The organism is Oxalobacter paeniformigenes (assembly GCF_027158465.1).
Lineage (GTDB): Bacteria > Pseudomonadota > Gammaproteobacteria > Burkholderiales > Burkholderiaceae_D > Oxalobacter > Oxalobacter paeniformigenes.
Map to the genome: position 1 here is coordinate 50,211 of NZ_JAMKYL010000004.1, position 17,211 is coordinate 67,421.

The window sequence follows — 17,211 nt, forward strand, 5'->3', positions numbered from 1 at the left end:
CACAAGAATAATTGTATGGCTTTAGTTGTTCACAAATATGGCGGCACGTCGATGGGTTCTGTTGAACGCATCAAAAACGTCGCACGACGCGTCGCCAAATGGCATAACGCAGGGTATCAGGTTGTCGTCGTTCCGTCGGCTATGGCGGGCGAAACCAACCGCCTGATCGCGCTGGCACGTGAAATCATGCCTGAGCCGGATCAGCGGGAACTCGATATGGTGACATCCACGGGCGAACAGGTTTCGATCGGACTGTTGTCGATGGCATTGATGCAGCTTGGAAAGGAAGCGGTTTCCTTTACGGGCTGGCAAGTACCGGTCAAAACGGATGCATCGCATACCAAGGCGCGCATCCAGTCCATCGATGATAAAAGAATCCGTGAATGTCTTGATCAGGGCAAGATCGTCATCATCGCCGGTTTCCAGGGAATCGACGAGGCAGGCGACATCACGACGTTGGGGCGTGGCGGTTCCGATACTTCGGCTGTGGCGATGGCGGCCGCGCTCAAGGCTTCCGAATGCCTGATCTATACGGATGTTGACGGTGTCTATACCACTGATCCGCGTGTGGTATCGGATGCAAAACGACTGAAAAAAATCACTTTTGAAGAAATGCTGGAAATGGCGTCACTGGGCTCCAAGGTATTGCAGACTCGTTCGGTGGAACTGGCAGGCAGCTACCATGTGCCAACACGGGTACTGTCGTCACTGACCGATCCGGAAATGCCGCTGGACGAAGAAGCACGCTCCGGCACACTGATTACTTTTGAAGAAGAAAATACCGATATGGAACAAACTGTTATTTCCGGAATTGCATTCAGCAGGGACGAAGCGAAGATTACGGTGCTGGGTGTGCCGGATCGTCCGGGTATCGCTTTCCAGATTCTGGGTGCGATCGCCGATGCCAACATTGAAGTGGATATGATTATCCAGAACCAGTCGGTAGGCGGAAAGACCGATTTTACGTTTACCGTACCGCGTCCGGATTATAACCGTGCGATGGATGTGCTGACCAACAAGGTCAAGGCGGAGGTCGGGGCGACCGATATCATCGGGGATGCCAAAGTTTCCAAGGTATCCGCCATCGGTATCGGGATGCGCAGTCATGTCGGTGTGGCATCCAAAATGTTCGGTACACTGTTCGAGGAAGGTATCAATATCCTGATGATTTCGACGTCCGAAATCAAGATTTCGGTCATCATCGATGAAAAGTATATGGAACTGGCCGTCAGGGCATTGCACAAGGCTTTCGGGCTGGAAAAAGTGTAATGCGGAATGCATGTTCCGGCGAGTAGGCCGGCGGGCAGCGGTACTGGCGAGATGATTCGGCATACAACGAATTCGGAGACGAACATGTCATACAAATCGATACTGGTTCATCTGGACAAGAAAACGATTGCGGAACGTCGGATACGTATCGCTGCCAATCTGGCCAATGCTGAAGAAGCTTGCCTGCTCGGCGTTGCCATGATCGGTATTTCGACACAGACATTCCAGCAGGCACAGATAGACAAAAAAGACCCTGTGCTGGCATCGCACCTGAAGTTTCTCCATGAGCGCGCCGCCCGTTTCGTGCGCGAATTCGAGACGATTGCCAAAAGGATGGGAGTCGAGTCCTATGAAGGCAGGGTTGTGGATGAAGAAGCCAATCAGGGGGTCAGTCTGCTTGCGCGTGTGGCCGATCTTGTCGTGATCGGGCGTACCGATCTGAATGCGAGGTCGCCGATCGTCTCTCCGGATTTTCCGGAATATGTCATGATGAATGCCGGGCGGCCGGTATTGATCATTCCGCCGGAATATGACAAGGATGTTGTCGGCAAAAGGGTTATGATTTGCTGGAATGCCAGTCGCGAGTCGATACGTGCTGTAGTCGATGCCATTCCGATTCTCCGCCGCGCTGATCTGGTACAGATCGTCATGTACAATGTCGACAATGAACCGGATGTCAATGCCGAACTGGCAGGAAGCGATATCGCGCTTTATCTGGCGCGTCACGGTATCAACGTGGAAGTGTTGCCGCCTCAAAAGAGCAAACGTATCGGCGATGCATTACTGGCTTTCGCAAGGGAACATTCGACGGATCTGCTTGTCATGGGCGGATACGGCCATACACGATTCCGTGAGTTTTTGCTCGGTGGTGTAACGCGAACGGTTCTTGCTGAGTCCGATATTCCGATTCTCATGTCGCACTGACCGGCAGACAGATGGCAGATACACACAACCGGAACAGGGATATTTTACGTGATGTTGCGTATTTCATGGTTCTGTCTTGCAATATCACAAGGTAAAATTATAATGGTGCAGTTTGGCTTGTCGTGCCTCGATCAGGAAGGGCAATGTGCGTGTTTTCAAGACGGAATGCGTGCGTTTTTCCGAAAATTAGGGCTATTTATGCACAAGTTCGACGCAGTTGAGTATTTTTGGCTCCATTTTCTCCAGAAGAAACGAAAGCAAGGCGCCCAACTTTAACAGTAGTCCAAGGATAGCGATGAAATGTGTTGATGATTTCCGGCTGGTTTTTAACGGGAAGGAGTATGTCCCGATCATTATTGGTGGAATGGGGGTCGATATTTCCACTCCACAACTGGCGCTGGAGGCTGCCCGGCTGGGCGGCATAGGACATATTTCCGATGCCATGGCAGTGGATACTGCCGACCGTTATTTCGGTACGCATTTCACTCGTGATAAAACACGCCAGTACAAGGATTTTATCAAGATTCAGGACAAGACAGATATCCACTTCGATCTGGGTGCGGTCGAGGAAGCGACGAAGCTGCATGTCCGGAACGTCATGGAGAAAAAACGCGGTGACGGTCTGATCTTTACCAATTGCATGGAAAAGCTGACGATGAACGCATCGCGCGATACCTTGCGTGTCCGCTTGCGTGCTGCACTGGATGCCGGAATCGACGGGATTACGCTGGCAGCCGGATTGCATCCCAATTCATTCAGACTGATCGAAGATCACCCTCGTTTTCGCGATGCCAAACTGGGTATCATCGTTTCCTCGCTGAGAGCGTTGCAAATCTTTTTGCGACGTAATGCCAAGCTGAATCGTTTGCCGGATTATGTCGTCGTCGAAGGGCCACTTGCCGGCGGGCATCTCGGTTTCGGTATGGACTGGGCGAAATATGACCTGAAAACGATTGTGGCGGAAATTCTCGAATTCCTGAAAAGAGAAAATCTTTCCATTCCGCTGATTGCAGCTGGGGGGATTTTCACCGGTTCCGATGCGGTTTCGTTCCTCGAAAACGGTGTCGCGGGTGTTCAGGTCGCGACACGCTTTACCGTATCGAAAGAAAGCGGATTGCCTGACGATGTCAAACAGGAATATCTGAAAGCCAATGCGGATGATATCGAAGTGAACCAGATATCTCCGACAGGCTATCCCATGCGGATGCTGAAACAGTCGCCCGCAATCGCCAAAGGGTTGCGTCCGAATTGTGAATCCTATGGCTATATTCTCGAAAACGGGAAATGCGAATATCTGAAATCGTATTATCGTGAGCTGGAAAGTCATCCTGATGGCAAGAATATCTGCATCAAGGACAAGACCTGTCTGTGTACCCACATGCGTAATTACAATGTCTGGACATGCGGGCATTATACTTACCGTCTGAAGGATACGACCCGGAAGTTGCCCGACGGAACATACAGAATTGTCAGTGCGGAACATATTTTCCGTGATTACCAGTTCAGCAAGAATCAGGAAATCATGCTTCCGGAAGAGTGAGGCATTTTCAAACGAGGTTGTTTGCCATAACAGAACAGGCCGCAAGATTGTTTCTTGCGGCCTGTTCTGTTATGTGGGGAAAACGATGAATGGGATTTCAGTCCAGGAGCGTTTTCAGGGCTTCTTCATACAGTTTCGCTTCCATACGTTCTGCCTTTGCCAGGGTATCGAACCAGTTTGCGATGTCTTCCAGATTCTCGTCACGAGCCGTTTCCGCCATTTTCGGGTAAACATCATGGTAAAGGCGGGTAGCGTTTGTAATAGCCGATTGGAGGTTCAGGCGGGTGATATTGTTGCGCAATCCTGTTTGCGGATTTTTTCCCAGCAATTGCATGTTGCCCATGGCGTGCCCACGACGGATGGATGCGCTGGCACGCAGTTTGGTGATGATGTCGTTGTGTCCTTCAACATCGGCACGATAGGCCGCATAATCGAAAGTCAAGGCTGACTGGGTTTCATTGAGAATAGCCTCGATAATGTTTTTTTCAGTTTTTGTTCCCTTGATATCCATATCATTGACTCCCTGATTGATTTTATGGCAGGTATTCCGGCTGATTCACAATAGCAAAATCCCGTGCCTTTTCATAACGATGATTCTATTATCTGCTATCTTCGGAACGGAGAAAACCTTTATTACAAAATAATAATCCGGTGAACCTTGCAGGATTGATTATGCGTTTTTCAAACGGAAAACGGTTATCGCTTTGCTTGCGATAACCGTTTTTGAAAGGAAAACCGAAGGATCTGTTTTCGGGACTAGCCGCCACGACGCATCAGATCGAAAAAATCGGCGTTGTTTTTGGTAGCTTTCATTTTGTCGAGGATAAATTCCATTGCCTCGATTTCATCCATGCCGTAAAGCAGTTTGCGAAGGATCCAGATTTTCTGCAACTGATCCGGTTTGATCAGCAATTCTTCACGACGTGTTCCCGATTTGTTCAGGTTGATAGCGGGATAAACACGTTTTTCGGCCAAACGGCGTTCGAGATGGACTTCCATGTTGCCGGTACCCTTGAATTCCTCATAAATGACGTCATCCATACGGCTGCCGGTTTCGACCAGTGCTGTGGCGATAATCGTCAGAGAACCACCTTCTTCCACATTGCGAGCCGCACCGAAAAAACGTTTCGGGCGCTGGAGGGCGTTGGCATCCACACCGCCGGTCAAAACCTTGCCGGAAGCGGGAATCACGGTATTGTAGGCACGTGCCAGACGGGTGATGGAATCCAGCAGGATAACGACGTCCTTTTTCATTTCCACAAGCCGTTTGGCTTTTTCAAGCACCATTTCGGCTACCTGGACATGTCGTGTCGCCGGTTCGTCGAATGTGGAGGCGATCACTTCTCCACGAACCGAGCGCTGCATTTCCGTCACTTCTTCAGGACGTTCATCGATCAGCAAGACAAAGAGGGTGACATCCGGGTGGTTTGCGGTAATGGCATGGGCCATATGTTGCAGCATGACGGTCTTGCCGGATTTCGGGGATGCAACCAGCAAACCGCGTTGTCCCTTGCCGATCGGTGCGATCATGTCGATGATACGGCCGGTGATGTTTTCCTGTGCACTGATGTCACGCTCCAGTTTGAGCGGTTCATCGGGGTGCAAAGGGGTCAGGTTTTCGAACAACATCCGGTGCTTGGAGGCTTCCGGCGGTGCACCATTGACCTTGTCAACCTTGACCAGTGCGAAATAACGCTCACCATCCTTGGGGGTTCTGACTTCGCCCTCGATCGAGTCGCCCGTGTGGAGATTGAATCGGCGTATCTGTGACGGGGAAATATAAATGTCATCCGTCGATGCCATATAGCTGGCATCCGGCGAACGCAGGAAACCGAAGCCGTCCGGCAGGATTTCAAGCGCACCGTCACCATAGACCTGTTCTCCGGCCTTGGCACGTTTTTTCAGAATGGCAAACATGAGTTCCTGTTTGCGCATGCGGGCGGCGTTGTCGATATCGAGATTGAGTGCCATGTCCAGCAGGGCAGACACGTGCATGGACTTTAATTCGGATAAATGCATAATCTAAAACTTAAGGGTTCACAACCAGAGAAAAACGAGATGTGCGTTGCAGCTGATAGGCGATGACGGTGTATGGCATGGCGGCAGGATATGCCGCCATGTGGCTGGCGGTCAGATGTTGCTGTCGATAAAAGCGATTAACTGGCTTTTGCTCAGTGCGCCCACTTTCTGGGCGGCAACCGTGCCGTTTTTGAACAGGATCAGTGTCGGAATGCCGCGAATACCGAATCGGGCCGGAGTCGCCTGGTTGGAATCGACATCCATTTTGGCGAAAGTGACTTTACCTGCGTATTCTTTTGAAACTTCGTCGAAGATCGGCGCAACCATTTTGCATGGCCCGCACCATGTCGCCCAGAAATCGACCAGAACCGGTTTGTCGGACTTGAGTACATCTGCATCGAAAGATGTGTCGCTGATAGTCTTGATAGTGTCTGTCATAATATCTTCGGTAAGTGAAGGGGATATCTGTCAAAAAGCCGTCGTATCGGATAAATGCATCTGCAAAACCTTGCCTGTGCCAGTTCAAGTGAACGGATGAAGGATGAGTGCGGCAAATGAATACCGGTAGTGCAAAAAATCGCTGTATTTGAATAAAGCGGTATAGCGCATTATTTTAACGGATACCGGATGCAAAAGATAATGCCGATATCAATAAACAGCGGATTGATTATAACCAAAAACAGGGAAGATGATATATCAATGCGTTTTTTTCTGCAGCGTTCAGGCCGCCTTCTGGATATATCGCCAAAAGGCGGCCCGGGTTTTCATTGAGCGAAATCCTGCTGTACTTCCTGTGTCGCCACGGTTTCTTCCGGTGTGCTTTCCGGTTTGACCAGTCCACCACCCAAGGCACGATACAGCTCAACGGCATTGACCAGTCGCATCAGCCGTGCATCGACCAGTGACTGTTCGGCGGCAAACTGCTGACGTTGTGCATCGAATACTTCCAGCGAGCTGGCGATACCGTTGTCGTAACGAGCCTGCGACAGTCTCAGACGATCCGTTTCAGAAGCGAGGACGGCAGCTTGCGCCTTGACCTGCTCATTGAGCCAGTCGCGTGCCATCAGGGCATCAGCCACTTCGCGGAATGCGACCTGAATAGTTTTTTCATATTCGGCGACGGCGATGTTCTTGCGTGCTTCGGCAAGATCAAGGTTGGCGATATTGCGGCCTGCGTCGAAGATCGGCAGTGTCAGTGCGGGCGTGAAGGTCCAGGCACCGGTACCGGCGTCGAAAAGACCTGACAGGCTCGGGCTGGCGGTACCTGCGAATGCCGTCAGTGTAATGCGCGGGAAAAAGGCAGCACGGGCAGCACCGATATTGGCATTGGCCGCTTTCAGAAGTTGCTCGTATTGCCGGATGTCCGGACGGTTTTCCAACAGGTCGGAAGGCAGTCCTGCAGGAATGTCCTGGAGGATGTCGTCTTCAGATAGGTCATGTGCCGGCGGCAAATTTTCGATACGTTTTCCACCGATCAGCACGACCAGCGCATTTTCAGTCTGTGCACGTTCCCTTTGCAGGGCAGATAGCGAAACCATGGCGGATTGCATCAGTGTCTCGTACTGACGTAATTCCAGCGCGGATGATGCTCCGACTTCATAGCGTTTCTGCATCAGTTCATACGATTGCTTGTACGATTCGTACGATTTTCTGGCCAGCTCGATCTGCTTGGACTGAGCGCGTTCGGTCAGGTAGGTTTTTGCGACTTCGGAAACCAGACTGATATAGGCGGAACGCTGCGCTTCTTCGGTTGCCAGATATTCGGCCAGTGCGGCATCGGTCAGGCTTTTGACGCGGCCGAAGAAATCCAGTTCGAACGCAGAGATACCCAGTCCGACGCGATAATTGCCCTGGGTGATCATGGCATCGGCATCTGAAAGACCACCGAGCGTTCTGGAGCGTGCGGCTTCGCCTTCGACCTGGAAAGTCGGCAGTCTGTCGGCCCATTGTACGTTATATAACGCACGGGCTTCTTCAATGCGCAGTGCGGCAATGCGCAGATCGCGGTTGTTTTCGATTGCGGCCGCGATCAGGGCACGCAGCCGGGGTTCATGAAAAAATTCGTTCCAGCCGATTTTTGATGCAGGTGTCTGTGCGGAAGCATCGGATTTTACGGGGAACTGTTCCTCGACTGGCGCATCCGGACGGACATAAGTGGGTGCCATACTGCAACTGGAGAGAATACCGGCGGCAAGCAGGGCCAGCGTACACTTTTTAATCATCTGTTTTGTCCTTCTTGTTTGCGCGAGTCAGGAAATCCAGTGCGACTTTCCAGGGTTTTTTCCGGTCTTGTGTATTGTTCCGTGCGTACATGGCCTGCTGGCGTTTGTTGTCGCTGAAAATGGAACGTACCACGATAAAGAAGATCGGTACCAGGTAAACAGCCAGTACGGTTGCCGTGATCATGCCGAACAGCACACCGGTACCGATGGCCTGCTGGGATGCAGCACCGGCGCCGGATGCAATGGCCAGCGGAATGACGCCCAGAATGAAAGCCATGGATGTCATGATGATCGGACGGAAACGCAGACGTACGGCCTCCAGTGTCGAGCGGATCAGCCCTTTGCCCTGAGCCTGGAGATCTTTCGCGAATTCGACGATCAGAATGGCGTTTTTCGCGGACAGACCGATGGTTGCGATCAGACCGACCTTGAAGTACACGTCATTTGGCATGCCGCGCAAGAACATGCCAGCCAGAGCGCCGATGACGCCAAGCGGTACCACGAGCAGGACGGCGACCGGAATCGTGGTGCTTTCATAGAGTGCAGCCAGACAGAGGAACACAGCCAGAAGCGAAAGTGCATAAAGCATCGGTGCCTGTGAACCGGAAGTCTGTTCTTCCAGTGACTGACCTGTCCATTCGTAACCGAAACCGGACGGGAGCTGTTGCATGAGCGATACCATTTCATTCATCGCATCACCCGTGCTGTACCCATCTGCAGGCATACCGGTGATACGCATTGCAGGATAGCCGTTGTAACGGATCAACTGGATCGGTGCCTTGTCCCATTCCGTCGATGAAAAGGCGGAAAACGGTACCATGGTGCCGGATGCGTTGCGGACATAGATATTTTTGATGTCATCAGGTGTCATACGTTCGTTTGCTTCAAGCTGGACAATGACACGCTGCTGACGTCCGGTACTGTCGAAGTCGTTGACATAATTGGAACCGAGTGCCGTCGAAAGGGTGGTATTGATGTCTTCGAACGAAACTCCCAGCGCATTGGCCTTTTCACGATCGATCTTCAATGAAAGTTGCGGTGCATTTTCCATACCGTCGAAACGAACGTTTTTCAGTACCTTGCTTTCATGTGCGAGCTGAAGCAGCTGGTCTCGTGCGGCTGTCAGCGCCTTGTTGCCATGGTCTGCACGATCCTGCAAACGGAAGACAAAACCGGTTTGGTTACCCAGTTCGCGGATCGGTGGAGGATTCATCGGGTAGACAATGGCATCACGGATTTGCGAGAAACGTGCAGCAGCGCGTTTGACAATTTCACTTGCCGAGTTGTCGGAATCGCGTTCACTCCAGTCCTTGAGGGTGACGAACGCCAGACCACCGTTTTGTGCACTACCCGAGAAACTGTGGCCGACAACCGTCACGATACCGTCGATGCCGGATTCCTTCGAGAACTGGTCTTCAACCACCTTCAGAACTTCCAGTGTTCGTGCCTGTGTCGCGCCGGCAGGTAACTGGACGTTGGTGTAGAGATAACCCTGGTCATCGTCCGGCAGGAAGGCAGTTGGCAGTTTCCAGAACATGAAAGCGGTACACAAAACGATCGCGCCGTAAATCACGATGTAGCGAGTGATTTTGCCGAACATTTTCGAGACCTGACGTTCATAAGTCATGGTCATGCTGTGGAAACGACGGTTGAACCAGCCGAAAAATCCTTTTTTCTCGCTATGCGCATTCGGATCGACGGGCTTGAGGATCGTTGCACACAATGCCGGTGTCAGTGACAACGCGAGAAAAGCGGAGAATATCATCGACGCGACAAGCGAGATGGAGAATTGCCGGTAAATACGACCCACCGAGCCGCTGAAAAATGCCATCGGGATGAAAACGGCGGTCAGCACTGTCGAAATCCCGACGATAGCGCCGGTAATCTGTCCCATTGCCTTGTATGTCGCTTCACGTGGGGACAATCCTTCCTCGGTCATGATACGTTCCACGTTTTCCACGACGACGATCGCGTCGTCAATCAGAATACCGATCGCCAGAACCATACCGAACATGGTTAGCATGTTGATCGAGAATCCCAGTGCTTTCATGACGATGAAGGTACCCATCAATGCGATAGGAACCACAATGGTCGGAATGATCGTGTACCGGAAGTTTTGCAAAAACAGGTACATGATGACGAAGACCAGGAAAACACCTTCGAGAAGTGTCTTGACCACTTCATGAATGGATGCACTGACGAATTTCGAAGTATCGTTCTGGATACTGTAAGTCACGCCTTCAGGGAAATACTGGGACAGTTCCTTCATTTTTTCCCGGACAGCGGTCATGGTCGCAATCGTGTTGGCGGTTGCGGTCGGCTGGATACCGAAACCGGAAGACGGTTTTCCGTTCAGGCGGGTATATTTTTCATAGGTTCTGCCGCCCAGCTCGATACGTGCGACGTCTTTCAGACGGACAACCGAACCGTCTGTATTGGCACGCAAAATGATGTTTTCGAATTCTTCAACAGTTTGCAACTGACCATGAACATCAACGTTCGCACTGAAGGTTTCCGTCCCGACGTTGGGCGGGAATGCGGTGGCACCAGAGGAGACGACCGCGTTCTGGTTTTTGATGGCATTGGCGACGTCACCTGCCGTCAGATTCAGACCGGTAAGCTTGATGGGATCGATCCAGACACGCATGGCCTTTTCGGTACCGAACACGGTTGCATCGCCGACACCAGGAAGACGCTTGATTTCGTAAAGGACGTTACGGTAAATGTAGTCACCGAGATCAATAGGCGTCATGCGTCCGTCTGTCGAATACAGATTGATGATCGCCATGAAGTTGCTGCGTGATTTATTGATGGTGACCCCTTGCTGCATGACGGCGTCCGGCAGTCGGGATTCAACACGTTTGAGTCGGTTCAGCACATCGACGGCTGCCAGTTCGACGTCGGTTTCCGGAGTAAAGGACAGGGTGATTTTACCGGTACCGGTCGCACTTTCCGATTCAAAATACTGAAGACCGGTTGCACCGTTCATTTCCAGTTCGATGATCTGGATGACACTGTCTTCCACGGTTTTGGCTGTAGCGCCCGGATAGGTTACAGAGACGGTGACCTGCGGCGGAGCTACATCCGGATATTGCGAAATCGGCAGATTCAGGATGGACAATATGCCACCCAGCGTAATGAAAATTGCGATAACCCACGCAAAAATAGGGCGGTCGATAAAAAATCTTGCCATAGGAAATTCCCTCTTTTTGCCTATTCAGCCTTGGGCGTATCGGCAGATGTCGCAGGTTGCCCGTTTTGCTGGGGTACAGCCGGTGTCTGTTGTGTTGCGGGTTGCGCAGCCTGTTGTTCTGCATTGTTGCCGGATGTCGCCGTATCGCTGCCGTTCTGGATGGCGGCTTGCGGTTGTTGTACCGGTTCCGCTTTGGGCTTGAGCGGATCTTCCCATGGAACGGCGCGTACCGGTGCGCCGGCCTTGATTTTTTGCAGGCCTTCGACGACGACACGATCACCCGGTTTCAAACCTTCCAGCACTTCCCATGAAGCGCCGACGGCCGCTCCGGTCTTGACCTTGCGGACTTCCACCTTGTCTTCATTGTTGAGCACCATGACGGAGGAACCGTCATTGGCGCGGATGACTGCCTGTTGGGGAACTGTGATGGCGTTTTCGTTGATCGCCTGTTCCATCCGTGCACGGACATACATGCCGGGAAGTACCATGTTCTGAGGATTGGGGAACAGGGCACGGATAGTCAGTTCACCGGTAGTCGGATCGACGGTGATATCTGAAAAGAGCAATTTGCCGGTATGGTCGAAGATCGTACCGTCTTCCATAACCATGGTGACTTTCAGCCCGGACTTGTCGGTATCCTTGAGTGTACCGGCATTCATCATCTGGCGCAGTCTGAGCAGTTCTGCGCTGGACTGCGTCAGGTTCAGATAAATTGGATCGATCTGCTGGATGGTAGCCAGCAGCGTTGCTTCGTTCTGGCCGACCAGAGCGCCTTCCGTCACCATCTGGCGACCGATTCTGCCTGAAATCGGGGCGGTCACACGGGCATATTCCAGATTCAGGTTGGCTCTGACCAGTTCGGCCTTTGCTGCATCCACATCGGCAGCCGCCTGTTTCTGTGCGGCGACGGCGTCATCATATTCCTGTTTGCTGACGGCATTGATCTTGACCAGCGGTGTGTAACGTTTCAGTTTCAGATCGGCCTGGACCAGGTTGGCTTTTGCACGTGCCAGCGTAGCCTTGGCGCTTTGTACGGCGGCCTGATAGTCGCGTGGGTCGATCTGGAACAGAAGTTGTCCCTGTTTGACATAGGAACCTTCTTCAAATGCGCGTTTGAGAATGATGCCGGGTACCCGTGCACGAACTTCGGCTGTACGGAAAGACTCGATTCTTCCGGGCAATTCATTTTCGATCGCCATTTTTTCAGGGGTGATCGTAACAAAAGCCGCTTCAGGCAACGGAGCAGGTGGTGCTTCTTTTTCACCGCAGGCAACCAGCAATGTGGCGGCGATGAAAACGGTACTTGCATTTCTGAAAATGGAAAAAGGTTTCATGGGTCTTCAAAAGAAAATGAATCCATTTCCCGTCGGAACAGGGATCTGGAAATGCTTGTGTGTAAACAAATAAAATGCATCGCCTCACATGACGGAGACGGAAAAATAACATACAATCATGAATGTATTTAAACGATTCTGCGCATTATCGGTCAGAAATGCTTTTCTCGCAATAAGCTTTATAATTTGTTACATATTGTAAATCAGGAGTCTTATGGAACGCGCCGGCAGGAAAAAGACGCTGGAAACCCGTGATCGTATTCTGGATGCGGCAGAAGATGTATTCAATGAGTCCGGATATTCCAATACGACCCTAAACGAGATTGCGGAAGCTGCGGGTGTGACCCGTGGCGCGATCTACTGGCATTTCAAGAACAAGGAAGACCTGTTTCAGGCCATGTGCTTGCGGATACGGGTTCCGATGGATGCGCTGATCGAGGGGATCGTCGAAAAGGGTGTGAACGATCCTATCGCCCAGCTGAGCAGGACACATGAAACCATCATGCTGGAAGTCATCAACAACCCGCATTACCGGAAGGTGTTGAATATCCTGTTCCATAAGTGTGAATTCACGCGTGAGACGGACCAGATCGTCATCCAGCAAAAGGAATGGCATACCTATTCGAGAAACATTATCCGGACGATTCTGGTCAATGCACAGAAAAAGGCGCAATTGCCAGCTGATCTCGATATCGAGCTGGCGTGCAATTTGCTGGGGTTCATGTTCCGTGGATTGCTGGCAGACTGGCTGTTCATGCCGGACAGTTTCGACCTGATCGAAAATGCCCGGAAAGTGAACGATGCCGTGTTCGAACTGATGCGAACTAGCGTACACCTGAAAAAATGAAATTCCGGTTCAGAATGCTCTTCTGAAAAAACGGAGGCATGAGATCAGACCGGTGAAACAGGCGGTTGCACCGATCGCGATCAGAGTATCGACCAGTCCGACTGCCCCAAAATGGAACAACGCCTGTATTGGCGGAATGAAAATACCCGCCAGCAGGACAGCGACCGTGACAGCCAGCACCGACCAGAGGATGCTGTTTTTTTGTCCAAGCGATGCGATGAATGAACGACTCCAGGATCGGTTGACCAGAATCAGCCAGATGTCGCCTGCGATCATGGCGGTGAAGGTCAATGTTCTGGCCTGTTCCGTGTCGAAACCGTACAGGTGGGCGGCCCAGTAAACCAGGACGACCCATGCCAGCAGGGCGATACCTTGTTTGACGCCCAGCCACAGGATCGATTTGTCGAAGATGCGTGCATTTGTCGGACGCGGTGGCCTTGTCATGACGTCTTTTTCTTCCGGTTCATTTTCAAATGCGACAGAGCAGATCGGATCGACCATCAGCTCGAAAAAGACGATATGGATGGGCAGGAGCATCAATGGCCAGCCCAGCATGACCGGAATCAACGACAATCCGGCGATGGGGATATGAGCCGCCACGATAAAGACAACGGCCTTCCGGATGTTGTCGAAGATGCGGCGACCGAGTCTGACGGCACAGACGATAGAGGAAAAATCGTCGTTTAGCAGAACCAGTGCAGCTGATTCGCGTGCGACATCGGTTCCGCGTTCTCCCATGGCGATACCGATATGGGCCGATTTCAGTGCCGGAGCATCATTGACGCCATCACCGGTCATGGCGACGATTTCGCCGTTTTCTTTCAGCGCGTTGACCAGTTGCAGTTTTTGTTCCGGCGTAGCGCGACAGAAAATATTGCCATTTTTGACGCGTTCACGCAGTTCGCCAGGTGGCAGCGTTTCCATTTCATGTCCGGCAAGAACCTTGCCGCTGGCGTCCAGACCTGCCTCCTCGGCGATTTTCCGGGCGGTAGCCGGGTAGTCACCCGTAATCATCATGACTCGTATACCGGCGGCAAGACATTCTCTGACGGCATTCGGAACGGCAGGACGAAGCGGATCGGACAAGCCGATGATACCCAGGAATTCGAAATGAAAATCATGCTGTTGCGACGGCAGTTCGCCTTGCCGGAATGCGGCACGTGCCACAGCCAGTACACGCAAGCCTTGACGTGCGAGTGAATCGACCTGTGCCGAAATGACAGCTGTTGTTCCTGCATCGAGGTGGCAAAGGTCGATGATGGCTTCCGGTGCACCCTTGGCGGCGATGACATACTGGCTCAGATCGGGAGAACGCCAGACACGGGAGATAGCGAGCAATTCACGAGAAAGGGGATATTCCTCGACCAGACTCCAGCTGTCGTGGATATGTTCCGTTCCGGCCAGAACCTGTCGTCCTGTTTGCTGGATGGCGCTTTCCATCGGATCGAATGGATCGCGCTGGCTTGAGAGCATCGCGAATTCCAGCGTTTCATGGAAGTGTTCGGGAAAATTGTCATGTTCCAGCGACGCGGCATCTTCGAAAATATAGGTTTGCCCATCTACCATGATGTGGGAAAGCACCATACGGTTTTGCGTAAGCGTACCGGTCTTGTCCACGCACAATACCGTGGCGGCACCCAGCATTTCGATCGCCGGTATCTGGCGGGTCAGCACTCTTTTTTTTGCCATGCGCCATGCGCCAAGACCGAGAAAAATCGCGAGAACCAGCGGAAATTCCGCTGGCATGATGCTCATGGCGAGGGTAAGACCGGCAAGAATGCCGTGCAGCCAGTCATGTCGTGTCATGCCGTACCAGACTACTAGCAAGATGACCAGTGCGGTGCTGGCGGTGGCGACGACACGGACGGCCTGTCGTGTTTCGGCCTGTACGCGGCTGGTTTCCGTTTTTTGTGTGGAAATCGCCTTGCCGATTTTTCCCAGTTCGGTGTTTTCGCCGATGGCGGTGACTCTGGCGATACCGGTTCCCTGAACGACGAGCGTACCGGAAAACAGATAGGGCAGATCGTCGCCACCCGGTTTGACGGCAGGCAAAGGGGTATCCGGAGCGATGATCTGTTTCCTGACAGGGACTGATTCACCGGTCAACAGCGATTCATCAACCGAAAGGCTTTGCGTTTCCAGCAAGAACGCATCTGCCGGAACACGGTCGCCCTCCGACAAAAAGACGATATCATCTGTGACAACATCCCGTCCGGCGATCCGTTTTTGCATACCGTCACGCAATACCAAGGCACGAGGGCTGCTCAAATCGCGCAGGGCTTCCAGTGTCCGTTCGCTTTTGCGCTCCTGCAAAAAACTCATGGTGACGATGATGCAGACCGATCCGAGCAGAATCAGCGCATCTTCCAGACTGCCGATAATCAGATAAATGATGCCGCAGGACAACAGAAGCAGGAACATGGGTTCCGAGACGACATCCCATGCGATGGACAGGATCGAGTGGGGTTTGGATGATGACAGCTCATTCGGTCCTTCGCGAAGATGTTTTTCCTGGGCGGTTTTTTCGCTCAGTCCTTCGATGGGCAGGTCTGGTGTCGTCCGGCTTTCGTTCTGTGGGAAAGATGGCATGGTTGTCAGCGAAATAAAATTGTCTTGTGTAACCCAAATGAGAACGCGTCCTATTAAGACGGGTTCCAAAACCACAAATGGTGTTTTCCCCTGAAGGGAAAACACCATTTGTGAAAAAACGATATATGTAAAGTATCAGCGAAGTTCGTCGATCATTTTCTCCAGTTTGACGGTATCGGCACAGAAAAGCCGGATACCTTCCGAGAGTTTTTCGGTTGCCATGGCATCGTTGTTGACGGAGAGTCGGAAGGTTTTTTCATTGTAGGATACTTTTTCGACAGGATCCATGGACGCCTGTTCAGGAGACAGTTTCCGTTTGACAGGAGTATCCGAGTCGGAAAGTTTCTGCAACAATTCTGGACTGATCGTCAAGAGGTCGCAACCGGCCAGTTCGATGATTTGCGATGTATTGCGGAAGCTGGCACCCATGACTTCCGTGGCATATCCGAACTTGCGGTAGTAATTGTAAATCCGTTTGACGGATTGTACACCGGGGTCTTCAGCGCCGGTATATTCGTTGCCCGTCTGTTTTTTGTACCAGTCATAGATACGTCCGACGAACGGTGAAATCAGCTGGACATTCGCTTCGGCGCAAGCCACGGCCTGCGGAAGCGAAAACATGAGGGTCATATTGCAACGGATGCCTTCTTTTTGCAGGACTTCGGCCGCCCGTATACCTTCCCATGTTGAGGCGATCTTGATGAGAACACGTTCGGTGGGAATACCTGCGCTGTTGTACAGTGCGATGAGCTCACGCCCTTTACGGATACTGCCTTCCGTATCGAATGACAGGCGTGCGTCCGCTTCTGTCGAAACGCGTCCTGGAACGATTTTCAGAATTTCGACACCGAATGCGACCAGCAGGCGATCCATGATTGCTTCTGTGGATTTGTCGCGGTTGTCCCGGACGGTTTTTTCGAGCAGTGCATGATAAGTATCTTTCTGGACGGCACGCAGTATCAGTGACGGATTGGTCGTCGAATCCTGCGGCGAATAACGTTGGATCGATTGGAAATCTCCCGTGTCGGCGACGACAGTCGTATATTGTTTCAGTTGGTCCAGCTGGCTCATAAATGTCCTCATGCAATGGGTTGAACGGGAAAGGGACAATCGATATTAAATCATATTATGAGGATGGCGGGAGCGGGTTTTCGAGATATGGCAATCCCGCTGTCACAAAAGGCGAAAATGACACGGTTCCGGTATCGGATTCAGTCCGTCCTGTTCTGATGCACAGTGTACGCGTGCCGGTACATCTGATGAAACCGGTACCG

Annotated in this window: 12 protein-coding genes; 4 read left to right on the forward strand and 8 right to left on the reverse strand. The window is 51.9% G+C overall.

The window, feature by feature from the left end; translation table 11 throughout:
- The first annotated feature begins 15 nt into the window (after positions 1-15).
- From NAI64_RS06145 to NAI64_RS06155, 3 genes are all read left to right on the forward strand, one after another.
- Positions 16-1,269, forward strand: a complete 1,254-nt coding sequence (locus NAI64_RS06145) for an aspartate kinase (protein WP_269298801.1) — start codon at positions 16-18, stop codon at positions 1,267-1,269.
- 84 nt (positions 1,270-1,353) lie between these two features.
- Positions 1,354-2,193, forward strand: coding sequence for a universal stress protein (locus tag NAI64_RS06150; RefSeq protein ID WP_269298803.1), 840 nt, complete (start codon positions 1,354-1,356; stop codon positions 2,191-2,193).
- 295 nt (positions 2,194-2,488) lie between these two features.
- The gene (locus NAI64_RS06155; RefSeq protein ID WP_269298805.1) at positions 2,489-3,733 is read left to right on the forward strand and encodes a nitronate monooxygenase; all 1,245 of its coding nucleotides are present in this window, start codon (positions 2,489-2,491) and stop codon (positions 3,731-3,733) included.
- Positions 3,734-3,830: 97 nt separating this feature from the next.
- Here NAI64_RS06155 and NAI64_RS06160 read toward each other — a convergent pair whose 3' ends face one another.
- From NAI64_RS06160 to NAI64_RS06185, 6 genes are all read right to left on the reverse strand, one after another.
- Positions 3,831-4,244, reverse strand: a complete 414-nt coding sequence (locus NAI64_RS06160; RefSeq protein ID WP_269298807.1) for a rubrerythrin family protein — start codon at positions 4,242-4,244, stop codon at positions 3,831-3,833.
- A gap of 245 nt (positions 4,245-4,489) precedes the next feature.
- Positions 4,490-5,752, reverse strand: coding sequence for a transcription termination factor Rho (gene rho, locus NAI64_RS06165; protein WP_269298809.1), 1,263 nt, complete (start codon positions 5,750-5,752; stop codon positions 4,490-4,492).
- 111 nt (positions 5,753-5,863) lie between these two features.
- Positions 5,864-6,190, reverse strand: coding sequence for a thioredoxin TrxA (gene trxA / locus NAI64_RS06170; RefSeq protein ID WP_269298811.1), 327 nt, complete (start codon positions 6,188-6,190; stop codon positions 5,864-5,866).
- A gap of 326 nt (positions 6,191-6,516) precedes the next feature.
- Positions 6,517-7,974 (reverse strand): efflux transporter outer membrane subunit, encoded by a 1,458-nt coding sequence (locus tag NAI64_RS06175; protein ID WP_269298813.1) that lies wholly within the window; start codon positions 7,972-7,974, stop codon positions 6,517-6,519.
- Positions 7,967-11,167, reverse strand: a complete 3,201-nt coding sequence (locus NAI64_RS06180; RefSeq protein WP_269298815.1) for an efflux RND transporter permease subunit — start codon at positions 11,165-11,167, stop codon at positions 7,967-7,969. Before NAI64_RS06180 ends, NAI64_RS06175 begins: the two co-directional genes overlap by 8 nt.
- A gap of 20 nt (positions 11,168-11,187) precedes the next feature.
- Positions 11,188-12,501, reverse strand: a complete 1,314-nt coding sequence (locus NAI64_RS06185; protein WP_269298817.1) for an efflux RND transporter periplasmic adaptor subunit — start codon at positions 12,499-12,501, stop codon at positions 11,188-11,190.
- Positions 12,502-12,715: 214 nt separating this feature from the next.
- Here NAI64_RS06185 and NAI64_RS06190 point away from each other — a divergent pair, with 214 nt between their 5' ends.
- Positions 12,716-13,348 carry a TetR family transcriptional regulator gene (locus NAI64_RS06190; protein ID WP_269298818.1) on the forward strand — a complete coding sequence of 211 codons (633 nt, stop codon included), beginning with the start codon at positions 12,716-12,718 and terminating at the stop codon, positions 13,346-13,348.
- Between the two features lie 9 nt (positions 13,349-13,357).
- Here NAI64_RS06190 and NAI64_RS06195 read toward each other — a convergent pair whose 3' ends face one another.
- Both NAI64_RS06195 and tal read right to left on the reverse strand, forming a co-directional pair.
- Positions 13,358-15,937 (reverse strand): cation-translocating P-type ATPase, encoded by a 2,580-nt coding sequence (locus tag NAI64_RS06195; RefSeq protein ID WP_269298819.1) that lies wholly within the window; start codon positions 15,935-15,937, stop codon positions 13,358-13,360.
- Between the two features lie 135 nt (positions 15,938-16,072).
- The gene (gene tal / locus NAI64_RS06200) at positions 16,073-17,008 is read right to left on the reverse strand and encodes a transaldolase (RefSeq protein WP_269298821.1); all 936 of its coding nucleotides are present in this window, start codon (positions 17,006-17,008) and stop codon (positions 16,073-16,075) included.
- Positions 17,009-17,211 lie beyond the last annotated feature (203 nt).

What these genes read in the sequence shown, in the direction of transcription:
- NAI64_RS06145 (WP_269298801.1), top strand. Translation starts at nt 16, where the DNA reads ATGGCTTTAGTTGTTCACAAATATGGCGGCACGTCGATGGGTTCTGTT.
- NAI64_RS06150 (WP_269298803.1), top strand. Translation starts at nt 1,354, where the DNA reads ATGTCATACAAATCGATACTGGTTCATCTGGACAAGAAAACGATTGCG.
- NAI64_RS06155 (WP_269298805.1), top strand. Translation starts at nt 2,489, where the DNA reads ATGAAATGTGTTGATGATTTCCGGCTGGTTTTTAACGGGAAGGAGTAT.
- NAI64_RS06160 (WP_269298807.1), bottom strand. Translation starts at nt 4,244, where the DNA reads ATGGATATCAAGGGAACAAAAACTGAAAAAAACATTATCGAGGCTATT.
- rho (WP_269298809.1), bottom strand. Translation starts at nt 5,752, where the DNA reads ATGCATTTATCCGAATTAAAGTCCATGCACGTGTCTGCCCTGCTGGAC.
- trxA (WP_269298811.1), bottom strand. Translation starts at nt 6,190, where the DNA reads ATGACAGACACTATCAAGACTATCAGCGACACATCTTTCGATGCAGAT.
- NAI64_RS06175 (WP_269298813.1), bottom strand. Translation starts at nt 7,974, where the DNA reads ATGATTAAAAAGTGTACGCTGGCCCTGCTTGCCGCCGGTATTCTCTCC.
- NAI64_RS06180 (WP_269298815.1), bottom strand. Translation starts at nt 11,167, where the DNA reads ATGGCAAGATTTTTTATCGACCGCCCTATTTTTGCGTGGGTTATCGCA.
- NAI64_RS06185 (WP_269298817.1), bottom strand. Translation starts at nt 12,501, where the DNA reads ATGAAACCTTTTTCCATTTTCAGAAATGCAAGTACCGTTTTCATCGCC.
- NAI64_RS06190 (WP_269298818.1), top strand. Translation starts at nt 12,716, where the DNA reads ATGGAACGCGCCGGCAGGAAAAAGACGCTGGAAACCCGTGATCGTATT.
- NAI64_RS06195 (WP_269298819.1), bottom strand. Translation starts at nt 15,937, where the DNA reads ATGCCATCTTTCCCACAGAACGAAAGCCGGACGACACCAGACCTGCCC.
- tal (WP_269298821.1), bottom strand. Translation starts at nt 17,008, where the DNA reads ATGAGCCAGCTGGACCAACTGAAACAATATACGACTGTCGTCGCCGAC.